Below are 21,588 nucleotides of genomic sequence, written 5' to 3' on the forward strand. Positions count from 1 at the left end.
CTCGGTTGAGGCGAACGAGGGAGATCAGTTCCTCCAACCCCGCCACGGCGGCTCGTCGTCGAGTTGTGCAGGCCTGTTTGGCTGGAAGGGTCGTCGTGTGACGTACGTGTTGATTCTCGCCTGTCTTCTGGGTGGGACTGTTCTGCAGCGGCTCGCGGGGATCGGCTTCGGGTTGTTCGCGAGTCCGCTGCTCGTTCTCGCCCTCGGGCCGGGTCCGGGCGTCGCTGCTGTTGTCATCTGCGGTGGTGGCGCCTCGGTGCTTCTGCTCGTGCAGCAATGGCGCGCGGTCGAATGGCGGGCGAGCATCCCGCTCGCAGTGGGTGGCGCGGTGGGCGTTGTGCCAGGAGTCGCCGTTCATTCGTTGCTTCCCGGTGGGCCGTTGCAGGTGATCATCGGCGCCGTGACGCTGGTGCTCCTCGGCGTGGTCGTCTTGCTCCACCGGTTCCGGCGGTCGGAAGGTGAGAGTGATCGCTCGCACCCACTCCTGGCGAGCGGGATCACTGGCATCACGGCAGGGGCAATCAACGTGATTGCCGGGGTGGGCGGGGTGCCGTTGTCGGTGTTCGCCGTACTTACTCGCTGGCGCGCCGCTGCCTTCACGGCGAGCTCGCAGTTCGTGTTCGCAGTCATGTGCGTCGCCACTATCGCCGGCCTGGCCGCGGTCGGGGATCTCGAACTGCCGACGTTCAGCGCCGCTCAATGGGTTGGTGCCGCTGCCGCCATCTTCATCGGCGTCATGATGGGGCCATGGTTAGCGCGGCACACATCCCACAAGACCGGTCGAAGGATCATGCTCGTCACGGCGGGGGCAGGCGCCTTCGCGAGCCTCATCAAGGGCATGACCATGCTGTGACGGACGCACTACCCGGATGAGAGTGAGCAATCACCACTCTCGAAGCGAAACGCCGTGCCCCGTCTCGTACGGGGATCGTCTACCGGACGCTCGCCGAGCTGCCCTTCACCTCACACGCCGGCTTCTTCGGTGTGTGAGCAGCACCGCTTGTCGTTTTCGCCCGCTCAGGTGTCGTGGCCGATCCTGTCGCCGGTCCTTCGCCGGCCTGGTGCAATCGGCTGCGTCACGGTTCGTCGGCGAAGTCGAAGTCCCAGTCGAGGTTGGGGATGTCGGTCATTTCTTCGGGCCAGGCGGGTCTGGTGGGGTGGAGTTTGTAGGTGGCACGTTCGAGGCGCTCGATGACCTCGACGTCGAGGGGCTCGTCGGGGCTGTCGGGGACGGGGGTGGAGAAGATTTGACTGGCGGGTCCGATCAGCAGGTGCGCGTAGGCGCGGCTGCCGGCGTCGGTGACGACGGGGATCTCGACGACGTCAGCGATGTGTGCTTCGCCGAGCGCGCGGGCGTACCGGAGCAGTGCTTTGCAGGTTCGGTCCCCGGTGAGGACGCTGCCGGAGGCGTAGTGGATTCGTCGCATGGGGAGTGCCTTCGCGTCGGTCGGGTTCAGTCGCTGATGTCGTCCGTGGACGAAGCGGCAGTTTCGTACCTGGTGGGGTGTTCGGTGCTGTGGTCGTCGACGATCGCGATCTCGGTGGTGGCGGTGATGAGCAGCTGCGCGCGGGTGAAGCGTCCCTCTGTGGCGTTCACGGTCAACCAGAACGCCGGTTCGGCGGCGAGGCTTGTCATGATGTGGTCCCGCAGAGTGTCGGGGTCCTGGTCGGCGACGGTGTAGGCGTTGCCGCCGTAGATCACGACGGTGCGGCGGCTCATACGGGCTCCTCGGGGGCCGCTGGCTCTGGCACGATGCGCAGGCCCGCGGTCGCGATGGAGGCTTGGTGCAATGCTTCCACCCAGTTGCGGTTGATGGATGGGTGGCGGCCACCGTTGTACTTGAACGCCAACGGGATCCCTGGGGCCAACCACAGTGCGGTGCGGCCGTCTCCGGTGTCTTGGTTGTCACGCCAGGAGAAGATGAATCCTTCTCCTCGGCGGAGCTTGGATGCGATGACGATCTGGAGGTGCGCGAGGACTCGGTCGTCGAAGTCCGCGACCAACGTCGAGTCGTACGTAAGTTTTCCCATGACGCTTCCTGACCCGGTGATTGGGTAACGTGCGCCCGGCTAATGACCAGTATGCCGGAGTCCTCCTGATCGGGCTCCCAGGCCTGCTCATACTCCAGGTTCGACTTCTCTGTCAATCCCCTTCATCGCGGGGTCCGGGCGTCTTTACCGTTGGTGCACGTTCCGCAGACGCCTGGCTCCGGCGGGTTCAGGGAAGACCTGCTCCAGGCGTGCCGAACGTTCGAGGACAGCCATGATGACCGTGCGCGACGTTCGGACCAGGGCGTCCATTCGCGACACCGAATGGCGTGCGCAGCCCTCCGCCACACGCCGGGAGGTTCGCACTGTCCCTTGCGTGGAGGACGTGCGGCTGGAGCTGGTCGGCGATGACCAGTGGCGGGTCATGAACGCTGCGCTCGAGCCCACCGACGTGACCGCGCTCCTCGGATTCGTCGAACGCATCGCAGGGTTCTTCGAGGCGACGTTCTTCACCGACCCGACGACGATCCACCGGTTCCTGACCGGCGAGGATGCGCGGCGAGCGTTCGCCCCGTCCGACCCAACAACAGACGCTCCGGTGGTCGTGGAAGCCGGAACATCTGGACCGGGAGCCATCCCGATGTGGCTGCAGCGATCCGGACCGGAGCGTCACCCGGTCGCGGCTAGCGATTTCTGATCCGCCTGACCCAGGACAGGGATCGGAACGGGGAATGTTCCTTCCCGGCTGAGCGGGAGAGCGCACCCGGCCGACATCGCATTCCGGCGCGGACGGCGCCGACAGAACATCCGGACCGCTGCCAGCAGGCAGCCCGACGACGAAACAGGACGACCCGTGGGCCAGTACATCTCCAACCGTGACACCGCACCAGCTCAGCTGGTGACGCACACGCGCATTGCGCGGTTGCGCGCGCACGCGTCGCTCGAGGGTCTGCCGACGCATGATTCGGTTCTCTCCCAAGGCTTCTTCTGTAACGAGGCGTCGGTGCGTTGGGGGTGGCAGCGATGAGCATCGCATCCGTCGCCACTCCAACAGACGTGGCATCACACGACGGTTCAGCGGTCCGGGTGGAAGCTCGCGGATCCGGCAGGCGGTGGAGTACCTCCACGAGCACGCAGCGGAACCGGTGATGATCGGTGATGTCACCCAGGCGACGGGGCTCAGCGTGCGCAGCATCCAAGGAGCCTTCCAACGGCACCTCGCGGCAACCCCGATGGCTTACCTGCGTGAGCTTCGACTCGACCACGTCCGCGAGGAACTCCTCCAACAGACCCCACAGACGACTGCCGTCAGCACGATCGCCCGCCGCTGGGGATTCGCCCACCTCGGCCGGTTCGCCGGCGAGTACGTCCGGAAGTTCGGCGAATACCCCAAAGACACCCTCCGCAGGTGAACACGCCATCAGCACGCGAGCTCGACGAGGCCCTGAGCGGACGTTCTTCCACAGTCACGCAGCAGGGCGCATCCACGACTGAGGGCCGCGCGCGCGTTGCACGAAAAACTCACCCGGTCGACCCCTATCCGGGGGGTGTGGGTGGGCGTAGCTTCAGGGCATCGCTTGCACCGCCCGGGGTGGAGCTGAGCAGGCGCCCGGCTCCCGGGCCGGTTGGCGCCAGAGGCGTACCGATGAACGCTCATCGAGCCCAGGCTCAAGTTGTCCCGGAGTACACCTTCGCGGACCGGTTCCTCTCATGACGAGCCGCTACGAACCCGACCCGGATATCGAGGCGGCACGCGTGCACTCCTACCGGCGTCGCCGTTCCCGCTTCCGGCGCGGCGAACCAGCCGACACCGTCGCCGAGGCACTCATCCGGCGCGTGTCCTGGGAACCGGTACCCCCACCCGGACGCACCCGGAGTTCGACATGACCGATCCGATCGCTGGCGGTCCGGCCGGGGAATGCGTGGTCGTCGCGGTCGCGTTCATGCACGCCCACGCGGGCAGGCCGGTGACCGTCGGGGAGATCGCCGCGGCGGCCGATGTCACTCCGCACGAGCTGCACCAGCAGTTCCGAGACCAGATTGGCGTCTCGCCGCTCCGGCACCTTCAGCAGCTTCGACTCGACGGCGTCCACGCCGCCCTCCGCACGACCGGCTCCGCTGTTGCCGTGCACGACCTCATGCGGCACTGGGGATTCGTCCACTACGGCCGGTTCAGCGCCGCCTACACGGCCAGGTTCGGCGAAACCCCGAACACCACCCTCGACCGCTCACCCTGACCGGCGAAACCACGCCCGCCGCTCATGCCGAAGAGCGCATCACCGACTCGTCCCAGCCAAAGGCCCACCTGCCGCGCACGATTCGTGCGGGCCAGGTTCGGCACTCAACGAAAAGACACACCATGACCGACCTCCAGACTGCCCTCAGCAGCATCCGCTCCGCGTCCGTGCCGGACTCCGGCCTGAGCCCGCCCTTCCTCACCCTCATTCCGGGGGAGGGGGCATCAGTTGCGACGTTCGGAACGTTCGCCGGCAACGAGACGATCTCGATCACCGACAACCGCGCTGCCCGGATCGACCAGCTCCAGTTCGACCTCAACGAAGGCCCCTGCTGGGACGCACTCCAGCAGAACCAACCCATCGCAGAACCCGACGTCCGAAACCACCCCACGAACCGGTGGCCCGCATTCCTTCCGGCTGCTGCCGATGACGGGGTGGGAGCGTTGTTCGCGATACCGCTCCGGTTCGGGCCGTTCCTCCTCGGCGCCGTCGACGTCTACGCACGGGGCCCACTCCACGTGTCAGCAGCTGCGGCGACAGCTGCGATGACCCTCGCCGACGCCGTCAGTCGACGGATTCTGCACCGCCTCATCGTTCACCGCAACAACTACGCCCCCATCCGACAGTTGCAGCGGCGCAGCGTGCACCAGGCGGCCGGCATCGTTCTCGCCCACCTGGACCTCACACCCAGCGACGCGTACCTCCTCATCCAAGGACACGCCGCCGCCCGCAACGAGACCACCGCGGACACCGCCGACCAGATCCTCACCGGCGACCTCCGCATCACAACCCTCGGCGACCTCACCACCGACCCGCACGCACTCCGGACCAGGGCTGACGTGTGAGCAGCGCTGCACGGCGACACACCGTCGTCTCGTATGACGATCGGCTGCCGGACGCCGTTGGAGGTGGATAGCGTCATGTCGTGATCACGATCGAGGCCGTCGCTCCGACCAATGCCCTAGCGGCTGACATCGTTCGGGAATACATGACCGACGTGGCGACACGGTGGTACCAGCGCCCGGTGACAGACGACGAGCTGGGCCAGGCACTCCAGGACGAGCCCTACGGCGATCTGCATGGGGCCAACGGTGTGCTGCTCATCGCCGTAGAACGTGGGCGAGTTGTCGGCTGCGCGGGCGTTCGCTTCCTAAACAGCGTGGCTGAACTCACCAAGGTCTTCACGACGCCGTCGCACCGAGGCCGGGGAGTCGGCTCACAGTTGCTGCGCGCGGCCGAGCAGGTCTGCCGACAGCGATCAATGGGTACGGTCCGGCTCGATACCCGCGCGGCCCTCGCGGAGGCATGCGCGATGTACGAGCGGAACGGCTACGAGCGGGTGGCGGCCTTCAACGACGAGCCGTACTCGGATCGTTGGTACAGCAAGACTCTTGGCGCGGGTGTCCGATAGCCGATCGCCTACCGGACGACTGAAGGTCAGGTAGTTGGCCTCAACCGTCGTCGCGCTCTGCGCGAAGTGCGCGTCGACCGGCGATTCGCTGATAGAGCTTGTACACGAAGACGGCTTCCAGCGCACCGAAGAGCCCTAGGGCTGCGACGGCGAGCAGGACACTCGCCGGAGGCTCGCCAGTGGTGAATGCGATGGTCGGCGAACCCACCACAAGTCCATCGCCCAGGACAGCGTTGAACCAAGCACCGGAGAGCCCGCCCGGAGCATCGGGCAGCCTGTCTATCCAGCGATCAGTCACGGCGCGACGGTGCTCGGAGCCCGCCTCGAGCGCCGTCCGATAGCCGGTCGGGTATCGAAAGACCGTCCAATCACGTCGCCCTGATCCCTACCGGTTGATCCTTCGACCCTCGCTAGTAGGCTCGTTGGGTGAAGGTGCGCTTGCTCGATGCCGATGACTCTGCCGCTCTCGTTCCCCTCCTCGACCAGCTCGGCTACCCGTCCTCGGAACAGGCAATCCGTGATCGCCTCGAGTTCCTCCTGTCCGACAGCGCCGTCGGCTGCTGGGTCGCCGAAGACGACGCGGGGCTCGCGGGTCTGCTCACCGGCCAGCTGAGCCGGAGCATAGAGACCGACGGGCCAGCAGCACGCCTGACAGCACTCGTCGTCGACGAACGCGCGCGCGGGCAGGGGACGGCGCGCTTGCTGACGGCAGCGTTCGAGGACTGGGCACGAAGCAACGGCGCCGCCAAGGCTGGGCTGAGTTCGAACACGAGCCGTGCAGACGCCCACGCTGCGTATCGGAAGCTCGGGTGGACCAACACGGCGTTGAGCTTCACAAAGGACCTTTCCGAGCCTGCCGCACGCTGAGGGTTGACCACTCACTGGGCACAACCTGCGGCGGTTGATGGCGTCCGACAGCCGGTCCTTCAACGCACGCGCCAGCGATGCCTGCTCTCACCACAACTTCTTCTGTCTCAGATGACTAGTCCGGTGATGTTCTCGCTGAGGGCCCCGTATGCGGACGTCGGTGCGAGCTTCTACTGTCGCGCTCATGGGTCGTCGTCGTTCGGATCGTTGGATGCCCGGCTCGCCGTTTTCGCTCGAAGAGGATGCTCGCGGCACGGAGGTGCGCGAACTGCCGGAGCCGTTGCCGGTGCATGCGTGGTTCCAGTTGCCCGATCGCCTGATTCGTCGAAGTGACGCCCAGGCGTACCGCCTCACCCGAGACGCGGTTTGGGTGGAAGCCGGTCGTGGCGAGACCAAGCTGGCTGCTTGGGTGTGGCGCAGTTCGGTGAAGCACCGCCGGCAGAGCGGTGCGACTCCGATCTGATCGATCTCCCGCCGTCAGCTGGGCAGGTTGTGTCGCAGGTCGTACCCCGTGTCGGCGAGAAACTGCAGCCGGTCGCGGACTTCTTGCAGCGATGCCGCATCGTCGGCGTTGCGGTAGTCGGCGCGGAGAAGCGTGTTGGCGGTGATGATGTCGTCGGTGCGGTCCGTATAGCCGGCGGCGGCTGCGGTGAGGAAGATGGATGGGTCGGCGGGGCGGATGAGTTCGGTGCCGGCGAAGCCGATCGTGTCGGGTTCGAAGCCGAGCGCGACCATGTCGACTTCCTCCTCGGTGAAGGCGACGAGCCGGTAGGGCATCTCGCGCTTGCTGATGGCGGGGTAGCCGGGCCGGTCGGAGATGGCACGGCCGGAAATGCGGCAGCCCGCGTCCATGAGCCGCTTCGCTTGCTCGACCAGCGGGAGGTCGGACGTCCACCGGGTCCTCACGCCGCCGGGTCCTGGGTAACAGGCGATAGCAAAGTCGACGAGGCCGCCGACCTGCCGGGACTCCCAGCCGATGTCAGTGCGACGCACGCGTTTCCCAAGGCGTGCGAGGCCGTCATCAACCTGTCCGGCGGTCAGCCCTGCCCGGACGAGCCGGTCGAAGGTGGCGCCGTTCACGGCGAGCATGCGAGCGACGGCGAAGGTGACGTAGATGGGGGCGGCGTCCTTCCACCGTTCCTTCGTCCCGAGGGCTTGTCTGCCGTCAATCCAGACGCGGCGCCGGTCGACGTCGACCAGCAGCACCGTCGCGGTCTGTTCCGCGAGCGCAATCTGCGTGGCAGTGACGGTCCGTGGTGCCAGGAGGAGCAGTTCCGCGTCATTTGGGTCGTCGTTGCGGGGGCGTTGGGTGAGTGTTGGGAAGCGTGCGCGGCGACCGTCGGGGAGGCGGATCGTGTCGTGCGACTCCACGATCGCGCGAAGCCCAGCGAGCTTGAGGACCGAGAGAGCGATGGTGAGGTCGGTGGTGTCGCCGAGCCCGTACGGCATCGTGATCTGCGGCCTACCGGAGTACGCGGCGGTCACCCATTCGAGCCCAGGCATCATCAGCTGCGCTCTTCCGGGGTGTCGGGCCGTGTGAGGGCGATGAGCCAGCGAGCTTCCTCGAGGAACGGTTCCCATCCGGTGCGGTTGTCGCCGTGGGGTGGTTCGCAGATGTTGCCGGTGTCGGTGCTGCGGATGATGACCTGCCGCAGCGTGGTGCTGGGTGGGTCGCGGAAGAACACCTGCCCGTGCACGCCGGTGACGTCGTAGGCGACGTTGAGGAGGAACAGGTCGGGCCGGCTGGTCATGGTCGCCACCGTCGTCCGCGGAACAGGGCGATGATCGTCGCTAGCGGCCGGCCCTGCTGGAGCCAGGTCAACGGGGTCAGCGACACATCATCGACGGTTAGGAAGGTGCAGGGTGTGGTCATGAACTCCGTCATTGCGGCTGCGTCGAGGAGCGGTTGGGGTGCTGCTGCGTAGAGGACGTCCAGGCCGGGCAGCAGTGACGACGGGTCGCCGAACTCGGGGAGGGCGGGCTTGACGAGTTGCCAGTCGGGGATGCGTTCTTCGCCGTCGAGGTCGAAGCTCGTCAGCCGGTTCGCTTCAAACAGCTCCCCGACCTCGTCGATGCTGATCTGCAGGGCTGCGGCTACTTCCGGCTCGGTGAGGGTGGTGTTGAGAAGGTTCCGGCGGATGCGGGCTTGTGTGGCTTGCCACCAGTCCTCGGGTACGTCCGCCGGGCCGACGGCGGAGTGGTCGGGTTGGCGGGGGATCTGTCGGCCTTCGTCGGCGTATGCGGAGAGTTGTTCGCGGGTGACTTCACCGCGGGCGTACATCCACAGCTGCGACTGCCACGGCATGTCGTCCGGGAACCCTTCCAAGTAACCGGAGTGAATCACCGCTCGGACGGCCTTCTCCCGTCGTGCGATCTCGGATGCGGGGATAAGGAGGGTCTGCACGATGCGGTTCGCTTCCCGCACCGCCGGCACCGTGAGGTCCGACAGGACCGTATTGGTTCTGTCGTAGAGCTCGTACCCGGGCTCGACGTCGATGGGGCGGACGAGGATCTGCGTCAGGTGCGCGTCCGGGTTCTCGGTGTCCTCGAGGAGCACGTGCCCCCAGAGGATCCGGTCGTTCGAGAGGTGCATGGACAGCAGGCGCATCATCAGCAACTACCTCCAGGGGATTGGGCGTGAGCAGGGCGGGGTTAGGGCTGGGGGAAGTCGGCGGGGGTGCGGCCGATGCGGCCGGGCGTATAGCGGAGGAGGAACCGCATGACGCGGTCCGCTTCGACCATCGCCGGCACCGACGTGTCTTGCTCGTCCGGGTCGACGTTGGTGAGGCGGAACCAGGGCGGTTCGTCGGCGTGGTCGATGAGGACCGTGGCGGGCTTGTGGTTCGGGTGGTCGGGGTTGGTGAACATGACGGAGCCGAAGAAGCGGGTGTCGTCGTAGGCCAGCGTCAGCGACAGCAGCTGCAGCATCAGTTCATCCCGCCCGCACCGCTGCCGTTGTTGGGGTGCCAGCGGAGGTCGTGGGCAAGATCCGACTTGAAGTGCAGCAGCTGGCGCAACCCGTTCACCGCGTCCGTGTTCGCGGCCACCCAGCTGTCTTCGTAGAGGACGTGCGCGGTGATGAAGTCGTCCGTGCAGCACCCCTCTGCGGTGGCAAGGATGGTGGTGTCCTGCGGAATGACGACCGACACTGTCGCCTCGTCAACTGTCGCGGGCTCGTAGCCGAGCGCTGCCATGTCGGGGTGCTGGGCGAAGAACGCCGTCAGCCGGTTCGGCGGGACGATGACGCCGGACTGGTGCGCCGCCCACCGATCCGACATCACCCCACCCAGCACAATCAGCTGATCCGCCTGCGCGTCGATGGTGGTGTCGCGGCGCCAGTAGGTCCGGATTCCGCCGTAACCCGGGTACGCCGCCAGGGCCCAGTCGCACAGGGCGGCCTGGTCGGCTGCTTCCCATCCAATCGGCGTGTGGAACACATGCGTCCCGAGAGTGGGCATCGCGGCGCGGACGTCTTCGAGCGGGATGCCGATGCGGTCCGCGATAGCGCGTGTGCCACCGCCGTGCAGAGCAATGATGCGGGCGATGGCGAACACGGTCCGCCATCCAGGGGTCGCGTCCCGCTCCATCGACGACCCGGACACCTGCCGTCCGTTCGCCCAGACGCGTTGCCGTTTCCCGTTCACGACCACCAGATCCGGGTACCGGCGGACCAGCGAGAGCACGCCGCCTTCCGAACCGCCGGGCAGGACGATCAGGTCTTCGGTCCGTTCGGCGGGGGTGCCGTCGTCGTTGATGGTCGCGGTCGGGTTGGGGGTGGACAGGAATCCGGATCGGCCGTCCTCGAACCGGAGCCGATCGAACGCTTCCACACGAGCGGGCATCCCCGCCGTTTCGAGAGTGACCAGCGTTTGTGTGATGTCGATCGTCCACCCGAGCCCGAACGGCAACGACAGGATCGTCTGCTGGTCCCGGATGTCCTGCACCCACTGCCGGTCACTCATCAGCGCTAACCCCACCCGGTGATGACGGACGGGGTGCATCATGGCCAGCGAGCCGCGGGTCGTCTTCCGAGAGCCGCTCCAATCCGAGGCCGGATGCGTCGAGGATGGCGTTCTCGGACTCTTCGGTGGCGACGAACGACCCGATCTGCGCGTTGACCGCGACAAGAGTCCCGATCCGGCTGCTTGCGTCCAACACGACCGAGGCGACCTCCTCAGCAGTGCAATCGGACGTGAGCTCCGGCTTCGTCGGGTGCAGGGCGGGGAATTCGAGCTGTTGCACCGGCGGATGCCACTTCACCCCGATGCGCAGCACCCGTCCGTCGGCGTCGTTGCGGTAGAACATCGACCCGAACGGGTGCCCCATGTCCAGGGTGAGGTCCGCGCCGTACAGCGTCCAACCGTTGGCCGCGTAAGCGGGATCCCAACGCTGAACGGTGAGAGCGCCGAGCCCCATCTTCAGCCCCGGGATCAGTGCCTGGCCGTCGTGCAGTTCGGCGTAGAGGGCCTGGAGGTTCGGGGGACTCTGGTCGCGGACGGCCGATAGCGGGATTCGAGCGAGCCCGAATCTCGCGGACACTTGCCGCATCTGGCTCTCGAAGCCAAGCTCTCCGCGCAAATCGTCATGTTCGTTCTTCAACGCCGTTCCCCTCGTAGCTGCTTCAAGAGCGCTCCCACTGCTGTTCACCGGCTCTTCAGGACTCACGAGCATCGGCAACGCATCGGTACTCAAGCGCGGCGCTTCGTCGTCGTTGTCACGCAGCTCGCGAACTTTCACGTCGCCCCTTGGCCGAACCGACTTGCAACGACTTCGTCGAGCAGGCCCATGGGCTCAACCCGGGCGTATGGAATGCCCTCGACAGTGAGGACAATCTGTCCACCGCCATTCATGACGACCACCCATGCGACAGGGTGAGCGCCGAAGTCGGCAGCATCGACATATCGGACAGCGGGTGATGGCCCGCGGGAGGGGAGATCGTTGGAGACCGGCACGAGTGTCCCTTCGTTTGCAGCGAGGCCTGATTCGCCGTCGCCCCTCGATGGCAGGTTCGTGGCATGGTGCTCGCGGTCGAGTGGCGCGCGTGTTCACGATAGTGGCATTTTTGCCACTGCGTCGAGATGTGGTTTGCACCAACGTCGAGCGGTGGACACCCCCGATCGGCCAAACGTCAGCGCGCTGCGTGAGGCTGTCGAGGCGCAGCGCATCCGTGTGGGGATGACGTTCGACGCGCTCGCGGTCAGCACCGGGCTGGATCGTCGTACGGTCATCAGGTTGCTGCGGGACGACCAGACGCGAGGCGGGACGATCGATTCTTGGTGGCGCCTCTGCAGGGCGCTTGGGGTAGACCTCTCGGACTTGATTGGCCTACTGGACCATCGGGAAGGCGACCCGATCGCGGATGCGACTCAGGGCCCCGACGGGCGTAAGGTTGTCACTTGACCAGTGGTTGACACCCCTCAACCGCTAGAAAACCACTTCATCGAGGTCTCCCTCGACGAGCAGGACCGCGTCTGGCTCTTCCTGCACTCCGGGTCGCGGGGCGTCGGCAACAAGATCGCGCAGCGGCACATCAAGGTCGCCAAGAAGGCCATGGAGCGGTGGTGGATCCAGTTGGCGGACCCCGACCTGGCGTACCTGGTCGAGGGCACGCCGGAGTTCGACCGGTACATCGCCGAGCTCCGGTGGGCCCAGCACTTCGCGCTGCTCAACCGCGAGGAGATGATGGACCGCGTCGTCCGGCAGCTGTCCGAGGCCGTCGGCACGCCCGTCGACGAGCGCGAGCGGATCAACTGCCACCACAACTTCACGCAGCGTGAGACGCACTGGGGCAAGTCCGTGTGGGTCTCACGCAAGGGTGCGATCCAGGCGAAGGCCGGTCAGCCCGGTCTGATCCCCGGGTCGATGGGCACCGCCTCGTACGTGGTCGAGGGGCTCGGCAACAAGCCCTCGCTCGAGTCGTCCCCGCACGGTGCCGGCCGGCTGTTCTCGCGGAGCGCGGCTCGGCGGACCTTCACCCACGAGCAGCTGCGCGAGGCGATGGCCGGCATCGAGTACCGCGACACCGACGCGTTCCTCGACGAGATCCCGGCGGCCTACAAGCCGATCGACCAGGTCATGGCGGACGCCGAGGACCTCGTGTCGATCCGGCACACCCTGCGGCAGGTCGTCAACGTGAAGGGCGACTGAGACGCGCCCACCGGCGGACGGGAGGCCCGTGGCGGCACCGCCACGGGCCTCCCGTCCGCCACGGGGCGGACCGCACGGCCCGGCGCGCCCCGGACAGGACGCCACGCGTCGGGCACGCTGGGCCGTGATGAGCGACACGGCGGAGCACGCAGCGAAGGAAACCGGACGACAGGTCCGGCGGGCGGCCGACAGCCGCTGGTTCGAGCTCACGGCACGCGCCGGGTTCGTCGGCAGCGGCATCGTCCACCTGCTGATCGGGTACCTGGCGATCCTGCTCGGCATCGGCAACGCGTCCTCCGGCGGCGAGACGGACCAGTCCGGTGCGCTGCAGCAGATCGCCGCGGTCCCCGGCGGGGTGTTCCTGCTCTGGCTGATCGCCGTCGGCACCGCCGCACTCACCGTGCGTCTGGTCGTCGAGGCGATCGTCGGCGGCCGTTCCGACACCACCCGGGGCTGGCTCGCCCGGCTGAAGGACGTCGCGAAGGCCGTGGTCTACGGCGTGATCGCCTACTCGGCGGCCTCGTACGCGCTCGGCGCCGGGTCGAGCTCGAGCAGCTCGTCGCAGAGTGCCGCGGCGAAGACCCTGGCGACGCCGGGCGGGGTGTTCGTGCTGCTCCTCGCCGGGGCGATCGCGGCCGCGGTCGGCATCGGCCTCGTGGTGATCGGCTGCCGCCGGTCGTTCCGCAAGCAGATCACGCGACCGTCGGGCCAGCTCGACCGCGTGGTCACCGTGCTCGGCGTCGTCGGGTACGTCGGCAAGGGCATCGCCGTGGTCATCGTGGGCGTGCTCATCGCCGTCGCGGGGCTGCAGAGCGACCCCGACCAGGCCACCGGCCTCGACGCCGCGTTCGACGCGGTGCGGAGCATGCCCGGTGGGGTGTTCGTCCTCGTTGCGATCGGCATCGGGTTCCTGGCCTTCGGCGTCTACAGCTTCTTCCGCGCGCGGTTCGCCCGCCTCTGACCCGCGGGCGCATGGACGACCGGGCCGGACCGGCGCGGACTTTCGCGCTGCGCGACACCTCACGGGCCGAAGCGGGCGTGAGGTGTCGCTGCGCCCGTGAACTCGCCGCCGCAGCCGCCGCCGCGCCGCCGAGCCGCCTGAGCGAGCACGGACCGCCCCCGCGGTAGACGGGGTCGATGAGCACCAACGTCACGACCGGCCCCGCGACCGTCTTCGCCGACGCCCGAGCGGTCCTCGCCGAGAGCATCGTCTGGGACCCGTCCGCACAGCTGCTCCGGTGGGCCGACATCACCCTCGGCACCCTCAACACCGCCGAGGCCGACGGCACCGTGCGGTCGAGCGTGGCGCTGCCGCCCCCGCTGGCGAGCTTCCAGCCCCGGGCCTCCGGCGGGTTCGTCGCGGCCCTCGGCGACACCGTCGTGGTGACGGACGAGCAGGGTGCCGTGGAGCGCGAGATCGCCCGCGTCACCCACAGCACCTCGGGCAACCGGTTCAACGAGGGCAAGTGCGACCCGTTCGGCCGGTTCCTGGTCGGCAGCATGAACGTGACGACCGGCGAACCCGACGCGGCGCTCTACTCGATCGAGGCCGACGGCACGACCCGGGTGCTCCGCGGCGGCTTCGGCGTGACGAACGGCATGGAGTGGTCGGAGGACGGCAGCACGATGTACGTCACCGACACCAGTGCCTCGACGGTCTTCCGCGGGTCGTACGGCCCGGACGGCGAGCTCGGCGAGCTCGAGCCGTTCATCGTCGGTCACGCGCACGACGGCCTGGTCCGCGACGATGAGGGCTGCTTCTGGAGCGCGATCTACGGCGGTTCTCGCGTTGAGCGTTACGGGCCCGACGGCTCGCACCTGGAGACGGTGGAACTCCCCGTCGCCAACCCGACGTCGGTGGCGTTCGGCGGTCCGGACATGTCGACGCTCTTCGTCGGGACGGCCCGCGAGAACCTCACCGAGCAGGACCTGGAGCAGGCGCCGCGGTCCGGGGCGGTCTTCGCGGTGCCGACGACGGTGCACGGGTTCCCCGCGAACACCTTCAGCGGCTGAGCACGTCGTCGCCGCCCGCGCGGACGGCGGCCGGGTATCCTGGGCGACCGCCCGACCGGAGGAGACCCACGTGGACGACGAACGCCAGGCACCCCGGGCGGATCCGGCCGGCGAGCTCGCCCAGGCCGAGGACGCCGACGTCACGGTGCAGGTGGACCGGGTCGCGGTCGACGGCACCTACGTCCGGGTGAGCTCGATCGGTGAGCCCGGCGAGCGGGCCTTCGTGCTGGTCGCGGGACTGGGCATCGCGTCGACCTACTACGAGCGGCTCGCCCCGCACCTCAACGAGAACGGTCCGGTGCACGCGCTCGACCTGCCGGGGTTCGCCGGCGTCCCGCGGTTCCGCGGGAAGGTCTCGATCGAGCGCTACGCCGACGCGGTCGAGCGGGTCATCGACGACCTCGGGCTCCAGGACCCGGTCCTGGTCGGGCACTCGATGGGCACGCAGGTCGTCACCGAGGTCGCCGCCCGCCGTCCGGGGATCTCCGACCTCGTGCTCATCAGCCCGGTGGTCGACTCGTCGGCGCGCACGGTCCGGCAGTCGGCGTTCCGGTTCCTGCGGTCGACGCTGCACGAGCCCGCCGCGGTCCGCTGGCACGGCATCACGGCGTACGCACTGTGCGGCTGGCACTGGTTCCGGAAGGTCCTGCCACGGATGATCGCGTTCCCGATCGAGGAGCGCGCCGCCCACGTGCAGGCCCGCACCCTGATCGTCCGCGGTGAGCACGACGCGATGGTGCCGCGGGACTGGGTCCGTCGGCTGGCGCGGGTGTTCCCGTACGCGGTCCTCCGCGAGGTCGTCGACGGCGCACACTCGGTCATGCACGCACAGGCCGACGCGGTCGCGCGGCTCGCCGTGGCGCACGTCGACCACCGGATCCCCGACCGGGGCGTGTCGTCGCTGCAGCGGGTGCGCGACTATTCGACGTCGTCCGACCTGGCCCGGCTCAGCCCGGGGGACGCCTGGTTGCTGGTGAAGTCGCGGTTCGTCGAGCTGTTCGGGATGGCCCGGAACGACGACGAGACGCTCGAGGCGGCCAAGTCCGCCCACGCCGTCGCGATGGCGGACGGCGACGACCTGCCGGTCGACCCGGCGGACCGCCGGGCGGTCGTCGACGAGGTCGCGCCGGAGTCGAAGTAGCGAGCACGGTCGAAGCGACAGCCTGGAGGCCCGGTGCCGGTCCGACGGACCGGCACCGGGCCTCCAGGCGGTCGCGACCACCGCGACGGGCGCGCGGTCAGGGCGTGATGCGGCCCGGCAGCATGTCGGGCGTCAGCGCGTTCGCCTCGGCGAGCACCTTGCGGGCCTCGTCGGTCTTGTCCCACACGTTCCAGAGCAGCACGCCCCGGACCGTGTCGTCGTCGTCCAGGTAGTAGACGACGCCGGTCACGGTGGGGTCCTGCCAGTCCTCGACGGTGCGGAGCTTCGAGCTGACCTGCCCCACGGCCTCGTACCCCATGTCGAAGACGTCGGAGTAGAACATCGGCGTGTGGTCGTAGGTCTCGTCGGCGTCGGCCAGGTTGCGGCCGGCCTGCCGACCCTGCTGCTGGGCGTTGTCGACGTGCTCCACCCGGCGGGTGCCGAGGATGCGGTCCGGGTACTCGGCGACGTCGCCGGCGGCGAACACGGAGTCGTCGTCGGTGAGCAGCGTCGAGGTCACCACGATGCCGTCGTGGACGGTGAGTCCGGCGTCGGCGGCGAGCTGCGTCGCGGGTTCGATGCCGAGTCCGGCGACGACCGCGTCGGCCTCGACCACGGAGCCGTCGTCGAGCGTCAGCCGCACGCCGTCGGCCGTCTCGGTGCCCTCGGACACCCGGCGGCCGGTGCGGAGCTCGACGCCGTGGTCGACGAAGCGCTGCTGGAACGCCCGGGCCAGGTCCTCCGGGAACATCCGTCCGCCGACGACCTCGTCCGGGTCGACCAGCGTGACGCGTGCGCCGTTCTGCACGATGCCCGCCGTGATCTCCTGGCCGATGTACCCGCCGCCGACGACGGCGACGTGGGCCCCGGCGTCCGCGAGCCCGCGCAGCCGGCGGTAGTCCGAAGCGCTGCGGTAGTCGAGCACGCGTGCCGACGGGGACAGCCCCGGCAGCCCGCGGGGCTTCCCGCCGGTCGCGAGCAGGAGCCGCTCGTATCCGTGGGTCGCGCCGTCGGCGGTGGTGACGGTCTTCGCGGCACGGTGGATCGCGGTGACCACGGTGCCCAGGACGAACTGCGCCCCGGTCTCCTCGGTGTGCAGGTCGACCTTGTCGTCCCAGCTGAAGTCCGGGTCGGTCCAGAGCTTCTTCGACAGCGCGGGCCGGGCGTAGGGCCGGTCGACGTCCTGGCTGAGGATGCCGATCGACCCGTCGGTGTCGAGCTCACGGACGCCGCGGGCAGCGGCGTCGGCGACCATCCCGCCGCCGACGATGAGGTAGCGGAAGTCGGTCATGACGCCTCCTGGCGGTGCTGAGGTGCCACGATCAGATCGTGGCGACCGAGCCGGAGTCGACCCGGTAGTTGGCGCCGTTCACGAAGCTGGCCAGATCCGAGCACAGGAAGGCCACGACGTTCGCGACCTCTTCCGGCTCGCCGCGGCGCTTGAGCTCCATGTACGGCCGCTCCTCTTCGAGGAAGCTGCCGATGGCCTCGTCGAACGAGGTCCCGCGCTGCTTGGCCCGCTTGTCCATCATCGCGTCGGTCATCGGCGTGTGGATGAACGCGGGGGAGACCGTGTTCACCAGCAGGCCCTCGGAGGCGTAGGAGCGCGACAGGCCCTTCGCGAACGAGAGCACCCCGGCCTTCGCGGCGCAGTAGGGCAGCTCGTCGTCGTACGGCTGCGAGGCGTCCTCGGACACCAGGTAGACGATGCGTCCCCAGCCGCCCTGGCGCAGGTCGCCGATGAACTCGCGGGTGATCCGCACCGGCCCCATCAGGTCGATGTCGATCGTCTCCGCCCATCCGGCCTCGTCGATCTCGTGGAACATGCCCTGGGCGCCGGTGACGCCCGAGGACTGCACCAGGATGTCGATCTCGCCGACGGCTTCGCGCACCTTGTCGTGCAGGGCGGCGAGGCTCTCGGCGCTCCGGACGTCGGCGGCGAAGGCGTGCAGCTTGCCGATCGGCGCCTCGAGCTGGTCCGCACTGGTGTCCAGACGGCTCTGGTCGATGTCGGTGACGACCACGGTCGCACCCTCTGCCAGGAGGATGCGCGCCGTGTTCCAGCCGATGCCGGAGTCGCCGCCGAAGACGAGCGCGGTCTTGCCCTGGATACCGAGGTCCACCCGGGCCCCTACGCGTGTGCCGACGCGTCGGCGACGGCGGGCGTGGTCGCGGAGGCCAGCGGGGTGCTGGGTGCGCGGTTCTCGGCGGAGACCATCCACGCGAGCTGCTCGAGGCGCTCGATGAAGCCGTGGAGCAGGTCCGCGGTCGTCGGGTCCTCGTCGTCGACCTCGTCGTGGACGTCACGCATGGTGCCGGTCGCCTGGTACAGCCGGAGCGTGACCTGGTCGATGGCGTCGTGCGTGGTGATCTCGCCCGAGGGGAACGCGTCGAGGTGGCTGCCCGCGGAGACGGTCGCCGAGCGGCCGTCCGGCACGAGGTACAGCGCACGCATGCGCTCGGCGGTGTCGTCGGCGAACTCACGCGCTGCGTCGACGATCTCGTCGAGCTGCAGGTGGAGGTCGCGGAAGTTGGTGCCCAGGATGTTCCAGTGGGCCTGCTTGCCCTGCAGGTGCAGGTCGATGAGGTCCACGAGGACCGCCTGGAGGTTCTTGGCCATCTTGTCCGAAGCGTGCATGGTTGTGGCTCCTTTCGCGTCGGTGTGACCGTTCCGGTCTACGCGGTGCCGCAGTGCACGCTCTCAGTGCGCTCGGAGGCAGCGTCCCCCGAGGTCTTCGGCGCGGTGCCGCTCAGTGCGACGGCGCGGGGTCCACCTGGTCGACGGCTTCGCGCATCTGCTCCAGGAAGCCGGCGACGATCCGCGCCTCGGACGCGGGAAGTCCCTCGGCGATCGACATCATCCGGCGGTGCATCACGCCGAGCGTGGCGCGGACCTCGTCGTCGGTCTCGGTCGTCGGCGTGATGACGAGGGCCCGGCGGTCGGTGGGGTGCGGGTCGCGGCGGACGTGGTTCGACTTGACCAGGCGGTCGATGAGGATCGTCGTCGAGGCCGACGAGATCTTGAGGTACGCGGCGAGGTCCTTCGGGCTCACGGCGGTGCCGGAGCGCTGCGCCTGCAGCAGAAAACGCACGGCGAGCAGGTCGGTCTCGCCCATGCCCATCGAGTCACGGGTCCGGCGGCGCATGGCCGTCTCGGCCGATCGGTACCGGCGCAGGGCGTTGAGCACCGCGACCCCGCGTTGGGTCGCGTCGTCGTCCGGGAACCAGTACCCGGACGCCTCGGTGATCTCCTGCGTCGACATGGCGTTCAGGGTAACCCGTCTCGTATCTCGGCCGTCTAGCGAACTCCCGGGTTCTGCGGCGACCGATGCGTCCGCACCGTCCGATGCGTCCGCACCGGACGGACAGGAGGCCCGTGGCGGGGTCGCCACGGGCCTCCTGTCCGTCGGTCGGTCGCGTTACGCGGCTGCGGACTCGTCCGTGCCGGCTGCGGCCTCGGCGAGCGCGGTGAGCGCGCCCTGCACGAGCGTCGTGACCTCGGCGTCCTCGCGCGGGTGGGTCTCCGCGAAGCGGACGACCGACTGCGGGATGGCGACCTTGACGTCCTCCAGGACCTTCGCGCCGGCGATGCCGGCGGCCTTGCGGGCGTCGTCGTGCGCCCAGACGCCGCCGTACTGGCCGAACGCCGAGCCGATCACGGCGAGGGGCTTGCCGGACAGCGGTGAGGCGCCGAACGGACGCGAACCCCAGTCGAGCGCGTTCTTCAGGACGGCGGGGATGGTGCCGTTGTACTCGGGGGTGATCAGCAGGACGGCGTCCGCGGTGGCGATCGCGTCGCGGAAGGCCACGGCAGCGGCGGGCGGGGTGTCGCCGTCGATGTCCTCGTTGTAGAACGGCAGGTCGACGATGCCGTCGAAGGTGTGCAGCTCGATGCCCTCCGGCGCGTGGTGCGCGGCGGCCTCGGCGAGCTTGCGGTTGATGGAGTCGGCGCGCAGGCTGCCGACGAGGACGAGGACGTTCGTCATGGAGCTCCTTCTGTTGCGGGATGCTGTTGCTGGACGGAAAAGTGTCAGCGACAACCAATGCGATCGTAGGGAGCGCTATTCCCGGTCCGCTGAGTACGGTGGCGTCGTGACCACGCTTCGGACCCCGGCCAGCACGCCACGAACCACCGACCCGACCTGGTGGCGCGATGCCGTCGTCTACCAGGTCTACCCGCGCAGCTTCGCCGATACGGACGGCGACGGGCTCGGTGACGTCGCGGGCATCACGAGCCGGGTGCCGTACCTGGCAGCGCTCGGCGTCGATGCCCTGTGGCTCTCCCCGTTCTTCCCGTCGCCGCTCGCCGACGGTGGCTACGACGTCGCCGACTACCGCGCCGTCGACCCGAAGCTCGGGTCCCTCGACGACCTGGACGCCCTGGTCCGGGCCGCCCACGAGCACGACCTCAAGGTCATCGTCGACATCGTGCCGAACCACACCTCGGACCAGCACGAGTGGTTCCGGGCCGCGTTGGCGTCCTCGCCGGGGTCGGCCGAGCGTGCGCGGTACGTGTTCCGTGAGGGCTCGGGCGCCTCCGGGGAACTGCCGCCGAGCGACTGGGTGTCGAACTTCGGTGGCAGCGCGTGGACCCGAGTGCCCGACGGGCAGTGGTACCTGCACCTGTTCGCCCCCGAGCAGCCCGACCTGGACTGGTCGAACCCCGAGGTCCGCGCCGACTTCGAGGACACCTTGCGCTTCTGGTCCGATCGCGGTGTCGACGGGTTCCGCGTGGACGTGGCGCACGGTCTGGCGAAGGACCTGTCGACCCCGTACCGGCCGTCGAACGAGCAGGACCTGCCGCTCGACGGCTCCGATCCGCTCTACGACCGCGACGAGGTGCACGAGATCTTCGCCACCTGGCGCCGGGTGCTCGACGAGTACGACCCGCCCCGTGCCGCGGTCGCCGAGGCCTGGGCTCCGGCACCCCGCCGTGTCCTGTACGCCCGGCCGACGGAGCTCGGGCAGGCGTTCAACTTCGACCTGCTCGAGGCCCCGTTCGAGCCCGATGCGTTCCGTCGGATCATCGAGCGGAACCTGGCCGCCTCGGAGCAGTCCGGCGCCTCGAGCACCTGGGTGCTGTCGAACCACGACGTCGTACGGCACCCCACCCGCTACGGCCTGCCGGACGGCACCGACACCGACGCCTGGCTCATGACGGACGGCACGACGCCGGAGCTCGACCGTGCACGGGGACTCCGTCGTGCTCGAGCGGCGACGATGCTGATGCTGGCGCTGCCGGGGTCCTCGTACGTCTACCAGGGCGAGGAGCTCGGGCTGCACGAGGCCGCCGCGATCCCGCGCGACCTGCTGCAGGACCCGAAGTGGCTCCGCACCGGGCACACCGTGAAGGGCCGGGACGGCTGCCGCGTGCCGATCCCGTGGACCCGCTCCGGGCCGTCGTTCGGCTTCGGGGACGTCGCACCGCACCTGCCGCAGCCGCAGGACTTCGGGGAGTCCTCGGTCGAGGCCGAGGACGACGATCCCGAGTCGACCCTGTCGCTGTACCGCCGGGCGCTCGCGGCACGCCGTCGGCTGCAGCGCGGGGAGGCGCTGACGTGGCTGGAGTCCGGCTCCGAGGTCGTGGCGTTCGCCCGGCACGACGGCTGGCGGTCGGTCACGAACTTCGGCACCGCGCCGGTGCCCCTGCCGGCCGGGACCGTCGTCGTCGCGTCCGGGCCGCTCGACGGGGTCGCACCGGGGCTGCTGCCGGGTGAGACGACGGTGTGGCTGGCCTGAGCGGTCCGCTCGCGTCGTTCTTCCTCCACAGCCCGGAGGCCCGT

At 68.8% G+C, this 21,588-nt stretch carries 28 protein-coding genes and 1 pseudogene; 14 read left to right on the top strand and 15 right to left on the bottom strand.

Translation table 11 applies throughout. From position 1 onward, the window contains the following. The first annotated feature begins 97 nt into the window (after positions 1 to 97). A complete protein-coding gene (locus DEJ20_RS02030; RefSeq protein ID WP_181431479.1) occupies positions 98 to 853 on the top strand; it encodes a sulfite exporter TauE/SafE family protein in 756 nt (251 codons plus the stop codon). Positions 854 to 1,076: 223 nt separating this feature from the next. Here DEJ20_RS02030 and DEJ20_RS02035 read toward each other — a convergent pair whose 3' ends face one another. Genes DEJ20_RS02035 through DEJ20_RS02045 form a run of 3 tightly spaced genes read right to left on the bottom strand, consistent with a single transcriptional unit; the run spans position 1,077 to position 2,031 of the window. Continuing rightward, positions 1,077 to 1,427 carry a hypothetical protein gene (locus DEJ20_RS02035; RefSeq protein WP_111225229.1) on the bottom strand — a complete coding sequence of 117 codons (351 nt, stop codon included), beginning with the start codon at positions 1,425 to 1,427 and terminating at the stop codon, positions 1,077 to 1,079. Between the two features lie 26 nt (positions 1,428 to 1,453). Then, entirely contained in the window at positions 1,454 to 1,720 is a 267-nt protein-coding gene (locus tag DEJ20_RS02040; protein WP_111234741.1) for a hypothetical protein, read from the bottom strand. After that, entirely contained in the window at positions 1,717 to 2,031 is a 315-nt protein-coding gene (locus DEJ20_RS02045) for a DUF7882 family protein (RefSeq protein WP_111234742.1), read from the bottom strand. The genes DEJ20_RS02040 and DEJ20_RS02045 overlap by 4 nt, the downstream gene beginning before the upstream one ends. A gap of 334 nt (positions 2,032 to 2,365) precedes the next feature. On the opposite strand from DEJ20_RS02045, the gene DEJ20_RS02050 reads away from it, so the two are divergent. From DEJ20_RS02050 to DEJ20_RS02070, 5 genes are all read left to right on the top strand, one after another. Then, positions 2,366 to 2,686: a hypothetical protein gene (locus DEJ20_RS02050; RefSeq protein WP_146245368.1), complete on the top strand. Its 321-nt coding sequence runs from the start codon at positions 2,366 to 2,368 to the stop codon at positions 2,684 to 2,686. Positions 2,687 to 3,101: 415 nt separating this feature from the next. After that, positions 3,102 to 3,401 carry a helix-turn-helix domain-containing protein gene (locus DEJ20_RS02055; RefSeq protein ID WP_181431480.1) on the top strand — a complete coding sequence of 100 codons (300 nt, stop codon included), beginning with the start codon at positions 3,102 to 3,104 and terminating at the stop codon, positions 3,399 to 3,401. A 471-nt stretch (positions 3,402 to 3,872) separates the two neighbouring features. Further along, positions 3,873 to 4,226, top strand: a complete 354-nt coding sequence (locus DEJ20_RS02060; protein ID WP_111234745.1) for a helix-turn-helix transcriptional regulator — start codon at positions 3,873 to 3,875, stop codon at positions 4,224 to 4,226. 122 nt (positions 4,227 to 4,348) lie between these two features. After that, complete coding sequence (locus DEJ20_RS02065) at positions 4,349 to 5,071, top strand: GAF and ANTAR domain-containing protein (RefSeq protein ID WP_111225234.1); 723 nt, start codon at positions 4,349 to 4,351, stop codon at positions 5,069 to 5,071. 80 nt (positions 5,072 to 5,151) lie between these two features. After that, the gene (locus DEJ20_RS02070; protein ID WP_111225235.1) at positions 5,152 to 5,637 is read left to right on the top strand and encodes a GNAT family N-acetyltransferase; all 486 of its coding nucleotides are present in this window, start codon (positions 5,152 to 5,154) and stop codon (positions 5,635 to 5,637) included. A gap of 40 nt (positions 5,638 to 5,677) precedes the next feature. Here the strand turns inward: DEJ20_RS02070 and DEJ20_RS02075 are convergent, their stop codons facing one another. Next, on the bottom strand, positions 5,678 to 5,935 hold the full coding sequence (locus DEJ20_RS02075) for a hypothetical protein (protein ID WP_146245369.1): 258 nt from the start codon (positions 5,933 to 5,935) through the stop codon (positions 5,678 to 5,680). Between the two features lie 128 nt (positions 5,936 to 6,063). On the opposite strand from DEJ20_RS02075, the gene DEJ20_RS02080 reads away from it, so the two are divergent. Beyond that, on the top strand, positions 6,064 to 6,504 hold the full coding sequence (locus tag DEJ20_RS02080) for a GNAT family N-acetyltransferase (protein ID WP_111225236.1): 441 nt from the start codon (positions 6,064 to 6,066) through the stop codon (positions 6,502 to 6,504). A gap of 211 nt (positions 6,505 to 6,715) precedes the next feature. Further along, a complete protein-coding gene (locus tag DEJ20_RS02085; RefSeq protein ID WP_146245370.1) occupies positions 6,716 to 6,967 on the top strand; it encodes a hypothetical protein in 252 nt (83 codons plus the stop codon). A gap of 14 nt (positions 6,968 to 6,981) precedes the next feature. Here the strand turns inward: DEJ20_RS02085 and DEJ20_RS02090 are convergent, their stop codons facing one another. The 6 genes from DEJ20_RS02090 to DEJ20_RS02115 all read right to left on the bottom strand — a co-directional run bounded on the left by DEJ20_RS02090 (position 6,982) and on the right by DEJ20_RS02115 (position 11,241). Further along, positions 6,982 to 7,989, bottom strand: a complete 1,008-nt coding sequence (locus DEJ20_RS02090; RefSeq protein ID WP_146245371.1) for a hypothetical protein — start codon at positions 7,987 to 7,989, stop codon at positions 6,982 to 6,984. Between the two features lie 20 nt (positions 7,990 to 8,009). Beyond that, positions 8,010 to 8,255: a hypothetical protein gene (locus DEJ20_RS02095; protein WP_111234747.1), complete on the bottom strand. Its 246-nt coding sequence runs from the start codon at positions 8,253 to 8,255 to the stop codon at positions 8,010 to 8,012. After that, positions 8,252 to 9,061, bottom strand: a complete 810-nt coding sequence (locus tag DEJ20_RS02100; RefSeq protein WP_146245372.1) for an antitoxin VbhA family protein — start codon at positions 9,059 to 9,061, stop codon at positions 8,252 to 8,254. The genes DEJ20_RS02095 and DEJ20_RS02100 overlap by 4 nt, the downstream gene beginning before the upstream one ends. Positions 9,062 to 9,156: 95 nt before the next feature. Next, positions 9,157 to 9,432, bottom strand: coding sequence for a hypothetical protein (locus DEJ20_RS02105; RefSeq protein ID WP_111225240.1), 276 nt, complete (start codon positions 9,430 to 9,432; stop codon positions 9,157 to 9,159). Then, entirely contained in the window at positions 9,432 to 10,508 is a 1,077-nt protein-coding gene (locus DEJ20_RS02110) for a hypothetical protein (protein ID WP_146245373.1), read from the bottom strand. Before DEJ20_RS02110 ends, DEJ20_RS02105 begins: the two co-directional genes overlap by 1 nt. Beyond that, positions 10,459 to 11,241, bottom strand: coding sequence for a hypothetical protein (locus DEJ20_RS02115; protein ID WP_146245374.1), 783 nt, complete (start codon positions 11,239 to 11,241; stop codon positions 10,459 to 10,461). The genes DEJ20_RS02110 and DEJ20_RS02115 overlap by 50 nt, the downstream gene beginning before the upstream one ends. A gap of 366 nt (positions 11,242 to 11,607) precedes the next feature. Here DEJ20_RS02115 and DEJ20_RS02120 point away from each other — a divergent pair, with 366 nt between their 5' ends. The 5 genes and pseudogenes from DEJ20_RS02120 (at position 11,608) to DEJ20_RS02140 (ending at position 15,805) form a co-directional block, all read left to right on the top strand. Then, positions 11,608 to 11,904 carry a helix-turn-helix domain-containing protein gene (locus tag DEJ20_RS02120; RefSeq protein ID WP_111225243.1) on the top strand — a complete coding sequence of 99 codons (297 nt, stop codon included), beginning with the start codon at positions 11,608 to 11,610 and terminating at the stop codon, positions 11,902 to 11,904. A gap of 30 nt (positions 11,905 to 11,934) precedes the next feature. Beyond that, positions 11,935 to 12,651: pseudogene (locus DEJ20_RS02125) on the top strand (RtcB family protein); the annotation flags it as partial. Between the two features lie 127 nt (positions 12,652 to 12,778). Then, a complete protein-coding gene (locus DEJ20_RS02130; protein ID WP_111234749.1) occupies positions 12,779 to 13,612 on the top strand; it encodes a DUF1206 domain-containing protein in 834 nt (277 codons plus the stop codon). A 176-nt stretch (positions 13,613 to 13,788) separates the two neighbouring features. Continuing rightward, a complete protein-coding gene (locus DEJ20_RS02135; RefSeq protein ID WP_111234750.1) occupies positions 13,789 to 14,664 on the top strand; it encodes an SMP-30/gluconolactonase/LRE family protein in 876 nt (291 codons plus the stop codon). Positions 14,665 to 14,734: 70 nt separating this feature from the next. Then, entirely contained in the window at positions 14,735 to 15,805 is a 1,071-nt protein-coding gene (locus DEJ20_RS02140; RefSeq protein ID WP_111234751.1) for an alpha/beta fold hydrolase, read from the top strand. A 97-nt stretch (positions 15,806 to 15,902) separates the two neighbouring features. Here the strand turns inward: DEJ20_RS02140 and DEJ20_RS02145 are convergent, their stop codons facing one another. From DEJ20_RS02145 to DEJ20_RS02165, 5 genes are all read right to left on the bottom strand, one after another. Beyond that, entirely contained in the window at positions 15,903 to 17,096 is a 1,194-nt protein-coding gene (locus DEJ20_RS02145) for an NAD(P)/FAD-dependent oxidoreductase (protein ID WP_111234752.1), read from the bottom strand. Between the two features lie 31 nt (positions 17,097 to 17,127). Continuing rightward, positions 17,128 to 17,928, bottom strand: a complete 801-nt coding sequence (locus DEJ20_RS02150; protein ID WP_111101471.1) for an SDR family NAD(P)-dependent oxidoreductase — start codon at positions 17,926 to 17,928, stop codon at positions 17,128 to 17,130. Positions 17,929 to 17,936: 8 nt separating this feature from the next. Continuing rightward, positions 17,937 to 18,443 carry a Dps family protein gene (locus DEJ20_RS02155; RefSeq protein ID WP_071404882.1) on the bottom strand — a complete coding sequence of 169 codons (507 nt, stop codon included), beginning with the start codon at positions 18,441 to 18,443 and terminating at the stop codon, positions 17,937 to 17,939. A 112-nt stretch (positions 18,444 to 18,555) separates the two neighbouring features. Continuing rightward, positions 18,556 to 19,068 carry a MarR family winged helix-turn-helix transcriptional regulator gene (locus tag DEJ20_RS02160; RefSeq protein WP_027464983.1) on the bottom strand — a complete coding sequence of 171 codons (513 nt, stop codon included), beginning with the start codon at positions 19,066 to 19,068 and terminating at the stop codon, positions 18,556 to 18,558. 156 nt (positions 19,069 to 19,224) lie between these two features. Beyond that, positions 19,225 to 19,791, bottom strand: coding sequence for an NADPH-dependent FMN reductase (locus DEJ20_RS02165; RefSeq protein WP_111234753.1), 567 nt, complete (start codon positions 19,789 to 19,791; stop codon positions 19,225 to 19,227). 106 nt (positions 19,792 to 19,897) lie between these two features. On the opposite strand from DEJ20_RS02165, the gene DEJ20_RS02170 reads away from it, so the two are divergent. Beyond that, positions 19,898 to 21,544 carry a glycoside hydrolase family 13 protein gene (locus DEJ20_RS02170; protein WP_111234754.1) on the top strand — a complete coding sequence of 549 codons (1,647 nt, stop codon included), beginning with the start codon at positions 19,898 to 19,900 and terminating at the stop codon, positions 21,542 to 21,544. Positions 21,545 to 21,588: the final 44 nt, after the last annotated feature.

It is taken from the genome of Curtobacterium sp. MCSS17_005, assembly GCF_003234225.2.
Taxonomy (GTDB): domain Bacteria; phylum Actinomycetota; class Actinomycetes; order Actinomycetales; family Microbacteriaceae; genus Curtobacterium; species Curtobacterium flaccumfaciens.